This window comes from Pseudomonas sp. WS 5059 (assembly GCF_012985525.1).
In the GTDB taxonomy this organism is placed as follows: domain Bacteria; phylum Pseudomonadota; class Gammaproteobacteria; order Pseudomonadales; family Pseudomonadaceae; genus Aquipseudomonas.
The window spans coordinates 96,188-110,048 of sequence record NZ_JAAQWO010000003.1; the positions used below are offsets into that span (position 1 = coordinate 96,188).

Genomic DNA, 13,861 nt, shown 5'->3' on the forward strand with positions numbered 1-13,861 from the left:
CCCATGACCGAGCCACTGCGCATCGTTTTTGCCGGCACCCCTGAATTTGCCGCCGAACACCTCAAGGCCCTGCTTGCCAGCCCTTATGAAATCGTCGCGGTGTACACCCAGCCGGATCGCCCGGCCGGCCGTGGGCAAAAACTGATGCCCAGCCCGGTCAAGCAACTGGCGCTGGAAAACGGCATCGTCGTGCTGCAACCGCCGACCCTGCGCAATGCCGAGGCCCAGGCTGAACTGGCAGCACTGAAGCCGGACCTGCTGGTGGTGGTGGCCTACGGCCTGATCCTCCCCCAAGCAGTGCTGGATATCCCGCGCCTGGGTTGCATCAACAGCCACGCCTCGCTGCTACCGCGCTGGCGCGGTGCGGCGCCGATCCAGCGCGCGGTGCAGGCCGGTGACGCACAAAGCGGCGTGACCGTGATGCGCATGGAAGCCGGCCTGGACACCGGGCCGATGCTGCTCAAGGTGACCACGCCCATCACCGCCCAAGACACCGGCGGCAGCCTGCACGACCGCCTGGCCGAGATGGGCCCGCCAGCGGTGGTCGAGGCGATTGCCGGCCTCGCGGCTGGCACCTTGCACGGTGAAGCGCAGGACGACAGCCTCGCCACCTACGCCCACAAGCTGAACAAGGACGAAGCGCGCATCGACTGGAGCCGCCCGGCCGTGGAACTGGAGCGCCTGATACGTGCCTTCAACCCGTGGCCGATCTGCCACAGCACACTCAATGGCGAAGCATTGAAAGTCCTCGCCGCCACCCTGGCCGACGGCAGCGGCGCCCCCGGTGAAATCATCGGCGCCAGCAAGGAAGGCCTGCTGGTGGCCTGCGGCGAACAGGCACTGTGTCTGACTCGTCTGCAATTGCCCGGCGGCAAGGCGCTGAACTTCAGCGACTTGTTCAACAGCCGTCGTGAGAAATTTGCCCCCGGCATCATCCTTGGAGTGGACGCTTGATGAACCCGCGTTTGGCCGCCGCCAAGGCCCTGGCCGCCGTGCTCAATGGCAAGGCTTCCCTGAACAGCTCGTTGCCGGTGCAACTGGATAAAGTCGAAGACCGCGATCGCGGCTTCACCCAGGACCTGGCCTTTGGCACCGCCCGCTGGCAGCCGCGTCTGTCGGCGCTGGCGGCCAAGTTGCTGCAAAAGCCGTTCAAGGCCGCCGATGCCGACGTCGAGGCGCTGCTCCTGGTGGGCCTCTACCAGTTGCTCTACAGCCGCGTGCCGGCCCACGCCGCCATCGGCGAAACCGTGGGGTGCGCCGACAAGCTGAAAAAGCCCTGGGCCAAGGCCTTGCTCAACGCCGTGCTGCGCCGTGCCCAGCGCGAAAGCGAGGGGTTGCTGGCCGAGCTCGAACACGACCCGGTAGTGCGCACCGCGCACCCGCGCTGGCTGCAAAAATCCCTCAAGGCATTCTGGCCAGAGCAGTGGGAAGCCATCTGCGCCGCCAACAATGCCCACCCGCCGATGATTCTGCGGGTCAATCGCCGCCATCACAGCCGCGATGCCTATCTCCAATTACTGGCAGAGGCCGGCATCAATGCCAGCGCCTGCGTGTACAGCCAGGACGGCATCGTGCTGGAGACCGCAGGCGATGTGCGTAGCCTGCCAGGCTTTGCCGAAGGCTGGATCAGCGTGCAGGACGAAGCCGCGCAACTGGCCGCCGACCTGCTCGACCTGGCACCGGGCCAGCGGGTGCTGGACGCCTGCTGCGCCCCAGGCGGCAAGACCTGCCACATCATGGAAGTGCAGCCGGGCCTGGCCGGTGTCGTCGCCGTCGACCTGGAAGCCAAGCGCCTGGTGCGCGTGCGCGAAAACCTCGCGCGCCTGGGCCTGGACGCCGAGCTGATTGCCGCCGATGGGCGCGACACCGCCGCCTGGTGGGATGGCAAGCCGTTCCAGCGCATCCTGCTGGACGCACCCTGTTCCGCCACCGGTGTGATCCGCCGTCACCCGGATATCAAGCTCACCCGCCAACCCGACGACATCGCCGCCCTGGCTGTGCTGCAAGGCGAGTTGCTGGACGCGCTGTGGCCGACGCTGGAGGTCGGTGGCATCCTGCTCTACGCCACCTGCTCGACCTTGCCGACCGAAAACACCGACGTGATCGAAGCCTTCCTCGCCCGCACCAGCGGCGCGCGGGAGTTGGACATTGCCACTACCGCCGGCATCAAGCAGCCCCACGGCCGCCAGTTGCTGGCGCAGGAAGGCGGGCACGATGGCTTCTATTACGCCAAGCTGATCAAGATTGCCGCGGCACGCGGTTGAATGGTTTTTAAGGGAGTGACCGGATGAAGATCATCATCCTTGGCGCAGGGCAGGTCGGCGGTACGCTGGCTGAGCATTTGGCCAGTGAAGCCAACGACATTACCGTGGTCGACACCGACGCCGAACGCCTGCGCGGCCTGGGCGATCGCCTGGATATCCGTACGGTCCAGGGCCGTGCCTCGTTCCCCACCGTGCTGCGCCAGGCCGGCGCCGACGATGCCGACATGCTGGTGGCGGTGACCAACAGTGACGAGACCAATATGGTCGCCTGCCAGGTCGCCCACACCCTGTTCCACACCCCGACCAAGATCGCCCGGGTGCGTGAAGCGGCCTACCTGACCCGCGCCGGCCTGTTCGACAACGACGCGATTCCGGTGGACGTGCTGATCAGCCCCGAGCAAGTGGTTACCCACTACATCAAGCGCCTGATCGAAATCCCCGGCGCGCTGCAGGTGATCGACTTTGCCGAAGGCAAGGCGCAACTGGTGGCGGTCAAGGCCTACTACGGCGGGCCGCTGGTGGGCCAGCAACTGCGCCAATTGCGCGAACATATGCCGAATGTGGAAACCCGCGTGGCCGCGATTTTCCGCCGCGACCGGCCGATCCTGCCCCAGGGCGACACAGTGATCGAAGCCGACGACGAAGTCTTCTTCATCGCCGCCAAGGCCAATATTCGTGCCGTGATGAGCGAAATGCGCCGGCTCGACGAGAGCTACAAGCGCATCGTCATCGCCGGCGGCGGGCAGATCGGCGAGCGCCTGGCCGAGGCCATCGAAAGCCGCTACCAGGTGAAGATCATCGAGATGAACGCCGCGCGCTGCCGCTACTTGTCCGATACCCTCGACAGCACCGTGGTGCTGCAAGGCAGCGCTTCGGATCGCGACCTGCTGATGGAAGAGAACATCGCCGACGCCGATATCTTCCTGGCCCTGACCAACGACGACGAGGCCAATATCATGTCGTCGCTGCTGGCCAAGCGGCTGGGGGCGAAGAAGGTGATGACCATCATCAACAACCCGGCCTATGTGGACCTGATCCAGGGTGGTGACATCGACATTGCCATCAGCCCGCAATTGGCCACCATCGGTACCCTGCTGGCCCACGTGCGGCGCGGCGATATCGTCAGCGTGCACTCATTGCGCCGGGGGGCGGCGGAAGCCATCGAGGCGATCGCCCACGGTGACTCCAAGTCGAGCAAGGTGATCGGCCGTGCGATCCGCGATATCGGCTTGCCACCGGGCACCACCATTGGCGCGATCATCCGCGATGAAGAAGTGATCATCGCCCATGACGATACGGTGATCGCCACGGGCGATCATGTGATCCTGTTCCTGGTGGATAAAAAACATATCCGCGATGTGGAGAAGCTGTTCCACGTGGGGTTGAGCTTTTTCTGATCTGACGGAGAGACCGACATGCTCGAATCCCTGGAAAAAATGCTCGCCAAGGGTGTGGATAACTCGCTGCTGCGCTTTGGCTTGGGCAAGGGTTACCTGGATTTGAAGGACAATGCCAAGGCAGCCGAGCATTTAGGCAAGTGCGTCGGGTTTGACCCGAAGTATTCGGCGGCGTGGAAGCTGTTGGGCAAGGCGCATGCTGCGCTGGGCGATAAAAGCGCGGCACGCCAGGCATGGGAGCAGGGTATTGAAGCGGCCCAGGCCCATGGCGACAAGCAGGCCGAGAAAGAGATGGCCGTATTCCTGAAAAAACTCGATCGCCAAGCCTGAGGCACCCCTGTGGGAGCTGGCTTGCCTGCGATGCAGGCGACTCGGTCTCTCAGTGACACCGAGGCGATGCTATCGCAGGCAAGCCAGCTCCTACATTTGATCTTTGTTGCTTGCAGAGCCGGGTGTATCAGTACCAACGCGCCTCGCCCGGCGGGCGTTTCTTGAAGCGCTTCATGCTCCACATGTACTGGCTCGGGTAGGCGCCGACATAACGCTCCACCACCTTGCTCATCGCCGCGCAGGACGTGGCCGTGTCGGTGCTGTACATGTCTTCTGGCGCCGCTTCCAGGATCACTTTGTAACCCGAGCCGTCCGGCAACCGCAGGGCATGCAGGAACACGCCCACCGCCTTATGGCCCGCGAGCATATTCGGCACGAACTTGCTGGTCAGCGCCTGGGTGGCGAAGAACGGTACGAAGATCCCGGCCGATTCTGCCGGCTCCGGGTCAGCGGGAATCCCCACCTGGCCGCCCTTGCGCACTTCCTTGATGACGCTGAGGATGCCTTCTTTGGTCGACGCCGCCACCCGGTTGCCCAACTGCACGCGTTGCTTGCGCAGCAGGTCATCCACCGCCTTGAGCTTGGGCGGGCGATAGAAAATGATCGGTTTGCACTGGCTGCAATAGAAGTGGTTCAACACTTCCCAGTTGCCCAGGTGGCTGGTGATGCCGACCACGCCTTTGCCCGAGGCCAGGGCTTGCTGCAGCACTTCCAGGCCTTCGACTTCACGTACCAGGTCGATAGAACGCTGGGCCGGCCAGATCCAGGCGCACGCGCTCTCGGTCAGGGACTTGCCGATGTCCATCAGGCTCTGGCCAACCAGGCGCTCGCGCTCGGCCGGGTCCATGTCCGGGAAACACTTGGAGAGGTTGATCCGCACCGTGTCGCGGGAGCGGTTGGGGGTCTTCCACATGATCCAGCCAATCGCCGAACCCACGGCTTGCACGGCGCGCCAGGGCAGCAGGGCAAACAATCGCAGAGCGCCTACCAGCAAGGCGCCTTTTAACTTTTCCACAGGTCACTCCTGATCGTGTGTGGTGCGCAAAGCGGCCATTCTACCCGGCGTTGACCAAGTCCGCGTAACGGTCGCAGTCCTGGGTGTGGTCCATGACCATCCCTGAGGCCTGCATGAACGCGTAGCAGATGGTCGGCCCGACGAACGTGAAGCCGGCTTTCTTGAGGGCTTTGCTCATGGCTTCGGCCTCTGGCGTAATCGCCGGGACCTGGCTGCGATCCTTGAAGTGATTGACCTTGGGCACGCCGCCGACAAACGACCAGAGCAACCCCACCGGGTCCTCCAGCGCCAGCCAGGCCGCGGCATTGCGCCGGGTGGCATTGAGTTTCAAGCGGTTGCGCACAATGCCTGGGTCGAGCATCAACTGCTCGATCTGGGCATCGCTCAACTGCGCCAGGCGCTTTGGATCAAAACCGAACAAGACCTTTCGATAATGCTCGCGTTTGCGTAAAACGGTGATCCAGGACAGGCCCGCCTGGAACCCTTCGAGCAAAAGCAACTCGAACAAACCCTGCGCATCGCGCAGCGGCGTTCCCCACTCTTGATCGTGATAAGCCATGTACAGCGGATCTTCAGAACACCAAAAGCAGCGTGGCATAAGGCTCCAGGGAGTGGTGGCGGGGCCGAATCGGGTATACTCCCGCCCTTTAAATCGCAGCCCAAGTAACAGGTGAATTTTGTGAGCCAGCCTACGCCAGCCGTGCGTACCTTCCAAGACTTGATCCTCGCCCTCCAGCAATACTGGGCCGAGCAAGGTTGTGTGGTACTTCAGCCCTACGATATGGAAGTAGGCGCCGGCACTTTCCACACCGCAACATTCCTGCGGGCCATCGGCCCGGAAACCTGGAACGCCGCTTATGTGCAGCCCAGTCGTCGCCCGACTGACGGCCGCTACGGCGAAAACCCCAACCGCCTGCAGCACTACTATCAGTTCCAGGTGGTCCTCAAGCCCAACCCGGACAACTTCCAGGAGCTGTACCTGGGTTCGCTGAAACATGTCGGCCTGGACCCACTGGTCCACGACATCCGTTTCGTCGAAGACAACTGGGAATCGCCAACCCTCGGCGCCTGGGGCCTGGGCTGGGAAGTCTGGCTCAACGGCATGGAAGTCACGCAGTTCACCTACTTCCAGCAGGCGGGCGGCATCGAGTGCTACCCGGTGACCGGCGAAATCACCTACGGCCTGGAACGCCTGGCCATGTACCTGCAGGGCGTGGACTCGGTCTACGACCTGGTGTGGGCTGACGGCCCGTTCGGCAAAGTGACGTATGGCGATGTGTTCCACCAGAACGAAGTGGAGCAGTCGACCTACAACTTCGAACACGCCAACGTCGAGAAGCTGTTCGAACTGTTCGACTTCTACGAAAGCGAAGCCAAGCGCCTGATCGAACTGGATCAGCCGTTGCCGTTGCCAAGCTATGAAATGGTCCTGAAGGCATCCCACACCTTCAACCTGCTGGACGCCCGCCGTGCCATCTCGGTAACCGCGCGCCAGCAATACATCCTGCGTGTCCGCACCCTGGCGCGTTCCGTTGCGCAAGCCTACCTGCTGGCACGCGCCAAGCTGGGCTTCCCGATGGCGACCCCGGACCTGCGTGATGAAGTGTTGGCTAAGCTGGAGGCTGCACAATGAGTGCTCAAGATTTCCTGGTTGAACTGGGTACCGAAGAGCTGCCACCCAAGGCCCTCAACACCCTGGCCGATGCATTTTTGGCCGGCATCGAGAAAGGCCTGCAGACTGCCGGCCTGAAGTTTGAAGCCAAGAAGGTCTACGCCGCGCCACGTCGCCTGGCAGTATTGCTGACCGCGCTGGAAACCCAGCAGCCGGACCGCAACATCAACCTCGACGGCCCGCCACGCCAGGCCGCCTTTGATGCTGAAGGCAACCCGACCCAGGCTGCCCTTGGTTTTGCCAAGAAGTGCGGCGTCGAGCTGAGCGAGATCGACCAGAGCGGCCCGAAACTGCGTTTCAGCCAAGTCATCAAGGGCAAGCCGACCGCCAGCCTGTTGCCGACTATCGTTGAAGATTCTCTCAATGACCTGCCGATCCCCAAGCGCATGCGCTGGGGTGCACGCAAGGAAGAGTTCGTACGTCCGACCCAATGGTTGGTGATGCTGCTCGGTGACGAAGTCATCGATTGCACCATCCTCGCCCAGAAGGCCGGTCGTGAGTCCCGTGGTCACCGCTTCCATCATCCTGAAGCCGTGCGCATCACCTCGCCGGCCAACTACGCCACTGACCTGCGTGCCGCCTACGTGTTGGCCGATGCCAACGAGCGTCGCGAGCTGATCAGCAAGCGCACCGAAGAGCTGGCCCGTTTGCAGGAAGGCACTGCCATCGTGCCGCCAAGCCTGCTCGACGAAGTAACTGCGCTGGTCGAGTGGCCGGTGCCACTGGTGTGCTCGTTCGAAGAGCGTTTCCTCGATGTGCCGCAAGAAGCCCTGATCACCACCATGCAGGACAACCAGAAGTATTTCTGCCTGCTGGATGTGGACGGCAAGTTGCTGCCGCGCTTTATCACCGTGGCCAACATCGAAAGCAAGGACCCGCAGCAGATCATCGCCGGTAACGAAAAAGTCGTACGCCCGCGCCTGACCGACGCCGAGTTCTTCTTCAAGCAAGACAAGAAGCAGAAGCTCGAAGACTTCAACCTGCGCCTGCAGAACGTGGTGTTCCAGGAGAAGCTGGGCAGCGTCTACGACAAGGCTGTGCGGGTTTCCAAGCTGGCGGCCTACATCGCCCCACGCATTGGCGGCGACGCTGCCTTGGCCGCACGCGCGGGCCTGCTGTGCAAATGCGACCTGGCCACCGAGATGGTCGGCGAGTTCCCGGAAATGCAAGGCGTGGCCGGTTACTACTACGCGCTCAATGACGGCGAGCCTGAAGACGTCGCCCTGGCCTTGAACGAGCAGTACATGCCGCGTGGCGCTGGCGCCGAGCTGCCAACCACCCTGACCGGTGCGGCCGTGGCCATCGCCGACAAGCTGGATACCCTGGTCGGTATCTTTGGCATCGGCATGTTGCCGACCGGCAGCAAAGACCCATATGCCCTGCGCCGTGCCGCCCTGGGCGTGCTGCGCATCCTGATCGACAAAAAGCTCGACCTCGACCTGACCCAGGCCGTGGTATTTGCCGTCGGCCAGTTTGGTGGCAAGGTCAAGCAAGCCGGCCTGGCCGAGCAAGTGCTGGAGTTCGTGTTCGACCGCCTGCGTGCGCGCTACGAAGACGAAGGCGTGGACGTTTCCGTCTACCTGTCGGTACGTGCCCTGCAACCGGGTTCGGCACTGGACTTCGACCAGCGTGTGCAAGCCGTACAAGCGTTCCGCAAGCTGCCGGAAGCGGACGCCCTGGCCGCCGTGAACAAGCGCGTGTCGAACCTGCTGAGCAAGGCCGAAGGCCTGGGCAATGCCGATGTCGACCCTGGCCTGTTTGCCGATGCCAAGGAGTTCTCGCTGAACTCGGCCATCGCCAAGGCAGAAAACGCAGTGAAGCCGCTGATCGCCGAGCGCAACTACGCCGAAGCCCTGGCGCGCCTGGCCACCTTGCGTGAGCCGGTGGATGCGTTCTTCGAGGCGGTGATGATCAATGCCGAAGATGCTGGCGTGCGGAAAAACCGCTACGCCATGCTGGCGCGCCTGCGCGGCTTGTTCGTCAACATCGCTGACATCTCGACGCTGAGCTGATCATGTTGAAACTGCTGATTCTCGATCGGGACGGGGTGATCAATTACGACTCCGACGCTTACATCAAGTCGGTGGAGGAGTGGATCCCGCTGCCCGGCTCGGTCGAGGCCATCGCGCAGTTGAGCAAGGCCGGCTGGACGGTAGCCATCGCTACCAACCAGTCCGGCATCGCCCGCGGCTACTACGACATCGCCACCCTGGACGCCATGCACGCGCGCCTGCGCGCATTGGTGGCCGAGCAGGGCGGTGAGGTGGGGCTGGTGGTGTACTGCCCCCACGGGCCGGATGAGGGCTGCGATTGCCGCAAACCCAAGCCTGGCATGTTGAAAATCATTTCAGAACATTACAAGGTGCCCCTGGCTGGGATATGGTTCGTCGGGGACAGTCTCGGTGACCTGGAGGCGGCCAAAGCCGTCGACTCTCAGCCAGTTTTGGTAAAGACCGGGAAAGGCGAAAAGACCCAGGCGAAAAACCTGCCGGTCGGCACCTTGATTTTTGACGATCTGGCGGCGGTTGCCGCAGAACTTATCAACAACTAGTCGCCCTCGACTTCCTGACCAAGGATTGTTCGGGAGTGCACTTTTAACAGGCGGGCGTTGTCCCGCAACGGTAAATGCTGCCATGTCGATTTTGCAGGCCATCAGAACCTTCTTCTTTTACCTGCTGCTGGGCACCAGTTCGTTTCTCTGGTGCACCCTGAGCTTTTTTATCGCGCCCTTTTTGCCATTCAAGGCGCGCTATCGCTTTATCAACGTCTATTGGTGCCGCTGCGCGTTGTGGCTGACCAAGGTGTTCCTGGGCATTCGTTTCGAGGTCAAGGGTGCCGAGAATGTGCCGGACCAGCCGTGCGTGATCCTGTCGAACCACCAGAGCACCTGGGAGACCTTCTTTCTTTCCGCGTATTTCTCGCCCCTGAGCCAGGTGCTCAAGCGTGAGTTGCTGTTCGTGCCGTTCTTTGGCTGGGCGATGGCCATGCTGCGCCCAATTGCCATCGACCGCGACAACCCCAAGGCCGCGCTCAAGCATGTGGCGAAGAAGGGTGACGAGCTGCTCAAGGATGGGGTGTGGGTACTGATCTTCCCGGAGGGCACTCGCGTCCCCTTTGGCACTGTAGGCAAGTTCTCCCGGGGCGGTACGGCATTGGCGGTCAACGCCAACCTGCCAGTACTGCCGATTGCCCACAATGCCGGCAAGTTCTGGCCCAAGGAAGGCTGGGCCAAGCGCAAAGGCACCATCACCGTGGTGATCGGCGAGCCGATGTATGCGCAAGGGGAAGGACCGCGTGCAATTGCCGCGCTCAATGACCGCGCTGCAGCGTGGAATGAGGCGCAGCAACGGGCCATGGGTTCGCTGCCGCCACTGCCGGTTGCAGCGGACCAGGCGGTGATCTGACGTTCTGTGGATAACCTGTGCACGGTTTGTTGGCGAAATGCAGTTTTTCGCTTGTAGGCTTATGATTCTATTACATATTTCTTAAGCTAATAAAACACCGGAAAACGTGCATAAGTTTTTTCGGGCGTTGAAGACCGGCCCTTGCGGCCGGTTTTTTATGCACAGCTGATTACTCCTCCCACAACGGCATCTGCAGGCTGAAAACCGTGCCTTGCCCCACCACACTCACACAGTCGATCCGCCCCCCATGGCGGTCCATCACCGCCTTGACCATGGTCAGGCCCAGCCCCAGGCCTTCGCTGCCCTGAGCCGAAGCAAAACGTCGGTATTGGCTGAACAGTTCAGGCAGCTCCTGGGCCGCGATGCCGGGGCCCTGGTCCTGGATATGACAAGCCAGCCATTGGCCGTTGCGTTCCAGGCGCACCGTCACCGTGGTGCCGGCTGGGCTGTACTTGATCGCATTCTCCATCAGGTTGAACAAGGCTCGGGTGAGCAGCGACTGATCCGCGAGGACCATTTGCTCACCAGCCTCGTCCAGGTCGTGGACCAACTGGATATGTTTCAATTGGGCCAGCAGCGCGACCTGGTCAAACGCATCGAGCACCAGCATGGCAAACAGGCTGGGCTCAAACTGATAACCGTCGGACTCGGCCTTGGCCAGTTGAACGAACGATTCGGTCAAATTCAATGCGCGTCGCACTTGCTGTTCGATCTGGGTAAAGACCTGCGAAACGTCTGAGGCTTCATGCCGTTGCACATCCAGCAACGCGAGGATTGCCGAGTGGGGCGCCCGCAGATCATGGGAGAGAAACCGCAGCAGGGTTTCACGTTGCTGCTGGGCGTCGCGTTCGATACTCAGGTCAGTCAGGCTCAACAGCCACCCCAACGCCACATCACCGTCGGCCGGTAACAGAGGCGCCAGTTCCAGGCGCAGGCTGCGTTGATGGGTATCGCGGAACTCGATGATTTCCAGGGCCGACAGCGGCGTATGTACCTGGCCTTGCAAGGGCGGGTAACCCAGTGCCGCCAGTTGCTGCAGCAGGTTCTGGGCAATCAGTTCGTTGCCAAACACATCGCGGGCGATCCGATTGGCCAACAGGATCTCGCCTGTGGGATCGGTAATCAGCGTAGCGACCGGCAGGCACTCCAGGCCATCGGCCATAAAACGCCGGGTGTCGCGGGTACGGCTGACCGCTTGCTCCAGGGCCACGATACGGCCCTGCAACACATCACCGTTGCTGACGGCCGCGCGACGGCGTTCCGGCAGCACCTTGGGCTCGCTGTCCAGGCGCGCCAATTCCCAGCCGAAGTAGGCGAGGATTACGCTCAGGCGGCGCCAGTTCCAGATCAGGTAGCCCAGCAGCATGCCGATCAGCGTGGCCGCTGGCGACCACCAGAGCCCCAGGCGCAACAAGCCCCAGGAAGCGAGGAGGGCGCCCGCCATGCAGCCCAGGGTCAGCCACAGCGCATAACGCGGGCGCAACAGCAGCAGGCCCAGCAACAAGGCCACCATCGCGGTGGACAGCAGCGTGGCCAGCCAGCCAGGCAACACGGTAATGCTGCGCCCTTGCAGCAGGCCGTTGAGGATATTGGCCTGGATCTCGACGCCCGGGGTGGTACCGACGCTGGCCGAAAGCGGTGTCACATAGCGATCGCCCATGCCCGGTGCAGTAGCCCCCACCAGAATGATCCGGTCACGCAACAGTTGGGCAGGGACCTCACCGCGCAAGACACTGACATACGGCACGCTGGGAAAGCCGTGGTCGGTGGCGATAAATGGGATGCGGATGGCATTGTCACGCTGCCAGTCGGTTACTTCAGAAGACGCTGACAGCCCTGGCATATCGGTGTGCTGGCCGGTCAGCTCGAAGGCCAACCAGGCCAGTTGCGGGACCAGTTGCCCCGGCGGCCCCTCACGCAGGTACAGGCTGCGCACAATACCGTCGCTGTCCGCTTCCACGTTGATATGACCCACCCCCCTCGCACAATCGCGCAGTGGCAGCACAGGGAGGATCTGCGCGATGGGTTGCCCCAGGCGCGGCGTGCCTTCGCGAATCAACGGCAGCAGGACATTGCCGGCATTGCACATAGCCTGGGCCAGGCGTTGATCATTGGCCGGCTCGCGCGCCGGTTCGCTGAAGATCACATCGAGCAGGATCCCGGCGGGTTTGGCCGCACTCAACTGGTCAATCAGGTCGGCATGCAGGCGCCGCGACCACGGCCATTGACCGAGTTCCTTGAGGCTCATGTCGTCAATGTTCACCAGCAGGATGCGCGGATCCACCGGCAACGGCGCCATGCGCCGCAGGCTGTCGTACAGCAGGTTATTCAGGGCAAGGCCAGGGCTTAGCGACAGAAAGGCCGTCATCGGCAGCAAAAGCAGACCGATCCACAGCCACTCCCTGACCAGCCCATTGAACAGGCGTTGGGCCTGGGTCGGCTGGCGCTGTTCAGCCCGGCGCCACCACTTCACCGTGCGAGCGCCGCGCTGCTACTGCACACGGGTGGCAGGTGGGTAATAGAAGATGTCATAAACGCCTGCTTCTCCTTCCAGTCCCTGGTCATCAAAGGCCGACACGCGCACGTGATAGAACGAGGCCTTGAGTCCAGTGAAGCTCAAGCGCGGCTCACTGGAGAAGTTTTCCTGCTTGATGTTCATGAAGGTTTTATCGGTAGCTACTTGCGCACGGTAGCGCTGGGCCCCCGGTTGCGGGTGCAAGATCAATGTCCATACCGGCGCATCGCCTTTCTGGCCGTCCTGGCCCATCAGGCGCGGCGCGGGCAAAAGGTCGACTGTCTTCAACTCGCCCTGGGGCTTGAGCAGCACCCCTTGTCGAGCGCCGACCTTCAGTTCACCTTCCACCGGGCCCGTCTGCGGCTTGTTCTTCAGCTGTTTGCCTACCGGCTGCGGTTCGGTACGGCTGGCGGCTACCTGGCCGTTGAGCACTTCGACCACCGATTGCTGATCGTCGTTACGCACACGAAAGTGCGTACCGCGCACGCCCAGTACGCCCACCGGGGTCACGATTTGAAAACGGTCATAGTCACTGGTGCGCTTGAGTACGTAGGCCTCGACCTGGCCTTGTTGCAGGATGACCTGGGGGATCGCCTGTTCTTCCACCAAATGCAAACGCACCTCGGAGCTGGAGGGCAGGACGATGCGTGAGCCATCGCCCAGCAACAGGCTGACAAACGCCGATGGCGAGGTTTTTACGCTTTCCTGCTCATCGATCAGCATGCCTTCTTCCAACACACTGGGGCGCCCCTTGGCGTCCAGCTTCCAGGCTTCACCGGTAAGGTTCTGCACGACTGCCGGCAGCGGCTGTGCCCGGCACAGCAGGTTGTCATCAATGTAGGGCGCGCGCACAGGTGCAGGCTTGGCGAGGACTTGTGGGCTGGTGACCACCAGCGCCAGGGCCAGGCTTGAGCCAAACAAAGAGGAAAGGGAATAGCGACGAGGAAAGAGGGTCATGGCGCTCATCAAGGTTCTAGTTCTAAAGGTCCGTCAGACTGCACATTCAGAAAGCGTCTTGCGGCGGCAGGACCTTGAATCTCGCCTACGATACCCGATGACGCATCGAACTCGATAGCCGTAGTGGTAGGGATGAGGCGCCAAGAAAGGTGACACATCCCTGTGTCTGCCGGATCGACGACGTCGAACCGGATGTACATCGAAGAAATACTGTCCCTCACATCCCTCCGACAGCAGCCCATGGCGAACCGCGGACTACAGATGATACGTCCGTGTATCGAGAGCGCTTCCCGCGCACGCCCTCCAT

General features: G+C 62.2%; 12 protein-coding genes. 8 read left to right on the forward strand and 4 right to left on the reverse strand.

The window, feature by feature from the left end:
* The first annotated feature begins 3 nt into the window (after positions 1–3).
* The 4 genes from fmt to HBO12_RS09325 are packed head-to-tail and all read left to right on the forward strand — an operon-like array spanning position 4 to position 3,991.
* Complete coding sequence (gene fmt / locus HBO12_RS09310) at positions 4–954, forward strand: methionyl-tRNA formyltransferase (protein WP_170042004.1); 951 nt, start codon at positions 4–6, stop codon at positions 952–954.
* Positions 954–2,264 (forward strand): 16S rRNA (cytosine(967)-C(5))-methyltransferase RsmB, encoded by a 1,311-nt coding sequence (gene rsmB / locus HBO12_RS09315; protein ID WP_169954075.1) that lies wholly within the window; start codon positions 954–956, stop codon positions 2,262–2,264. Before fmt ends, rsmB begins: the two co-directional genes overlap by 1 nt.
* A 23-nt stretch (positions 2,265–2,287) precedes the next feature.
* A complete protein-coding gene (gene trkA / locus HBO12_RS09320; protein ID WP_057957876.1) occupies positions 2,288–3,661 on the forward strand; it encodes a Trk system potassium transporter TrkA in 1,374 nt (457 codons plus the stop codon).
* A gap of 18 nt (positions 3,662–3,679) precedes the next feature.
* On the forward strand, positions 3,680–3,991 hold the full coding sequence (locus tag HBO12_RS09325) for a tetratricopeptide repeat protein (protein WP_170042005.1): 312 nt from the start codon (positions 3,680–3,682) through the stop codon (positions 3,989–3,991).
* Positions 3,992–4,118: 127 nt separating this feature from the next.
* Here the strand turns inward: HBO12_RS09325 and HBO12_RS09330 are convergent, their stop codons facing one another.
* Complete coding sequence (locus HBO12_RS09330; RefSeq protein WP_057439284.1) at positions 4,119–5,006, reverse strand: lysophospholipid acyltransferase; 888 nt, start codon at positions 5,004–5,006, stop codon at positions 4,119–4,121.
* A gap of 40 nt (positions 5,007–5,046) precedes the next feature.
* Positions 5,047–5,604, reverse strand: a complete 558-nt coding sequence (locus HBO12_RS09335) for a DNA-3-methyladenine glycosylase I (RefSeq protein ID WP_169954072.1) — start codon at positions 5,602–5,604, stop codon at positions 5,047–5,049.
* An 81-nt stretch (positions 5,605–5,685) separates the two neighbouring features.
* Here HBO12_RS09335 and glyQ point away from each other — a divergent pair, with 81 nt between their 5' ends.
* The 4 genes from glyQ to HBO12_RS09355 all read left to right on the forward strand — a co-directional run bounded on the left by glyQ (position 5,686) and on the right by HBO12_RS09355 (position 10,082).
* Complete coding sequence (gene glyQ / locus HBO12_RS09340; RefSeq protein ID WP_003213601.1) at positions 5,686–6,639, forward strand: glycine--tRNA ligase subunit alpha; 954 nt, start codon at positions 5,686–5,688, stop codon at positions 6,637–6,639.
* Positions 6,636–8,690, forward strand: coding sequence for a glycine--tRNA ligase subunit beta (glyS, locus tag HBO12_RS09345; RefSeq protein ID WP_170042006.1), 2,055 nt, complete (start codon positions 6,636–6,638; stop codon positions 8,688–8,690). Before glyQ ends, glyS begins: the two co-directional genes overlap by 4 nt.
* Positions 8,690–9,229 carry a D-glycero-beta-D-manno-heptose 1,7-bisphosphate 7-phosphatase gene (gene gmhB, locus HBO12_RS09350; RefSeq protein WP_169954151.1) on the forward strand — a complete coding sequence of 180 codons (540 nt, stop codon included), beginning with the start codon at positions 8,690–8,692 and terminating at the stop codon, positions 9,227–9,229. The genes glyS and gmhB overlap by 1 nt, the downstream gene beginning before the upstream one ends.
* Positions 9,230–9,311: 82 nt before the next feature.
* On the forward strand, positions 9,312–10,082 hold the full coding sequence (locus tag HBO12_RS09355) for a lysophospholipid acyltransferase family protein (protein WP_169954070.1): 771 nt from the start codon (positions 9,312–9,314) through the stop codon (positions 10,080–10,082).
* Positions 10,083–10,251: 169 nt separating this feature from the next.
* Here HBO12_RS09355 and HBO12_RS09360 read toward each other — a convergent pair whose 3' ends face one another.
* Positions 10,252–12,555: a CHASE2 domain-containing protein gene (locus tag HBO12_RS09360; protein WP_170042007.1), complete on the reverse strand. Its 2,304-nt coding sequence runs from the start codon at positions 12,553–12,555 to the stop codon at positions 10,252–10,254.
* Between the two features lie 18 nt (positions 12,556–12,573).
* Positions 12,574–13,563, reverse strand: a complete 990-nt coding sequence (locus HBO12_RS09365) for a FecR family protein (protein ID WP_170042008.1) — start codon at positions 13,561–13,563, stop codon at positions 12,574–12,576.
* Between the last annotated feature and the right edge of the window lie 298 nt (positions 13,564–13,861).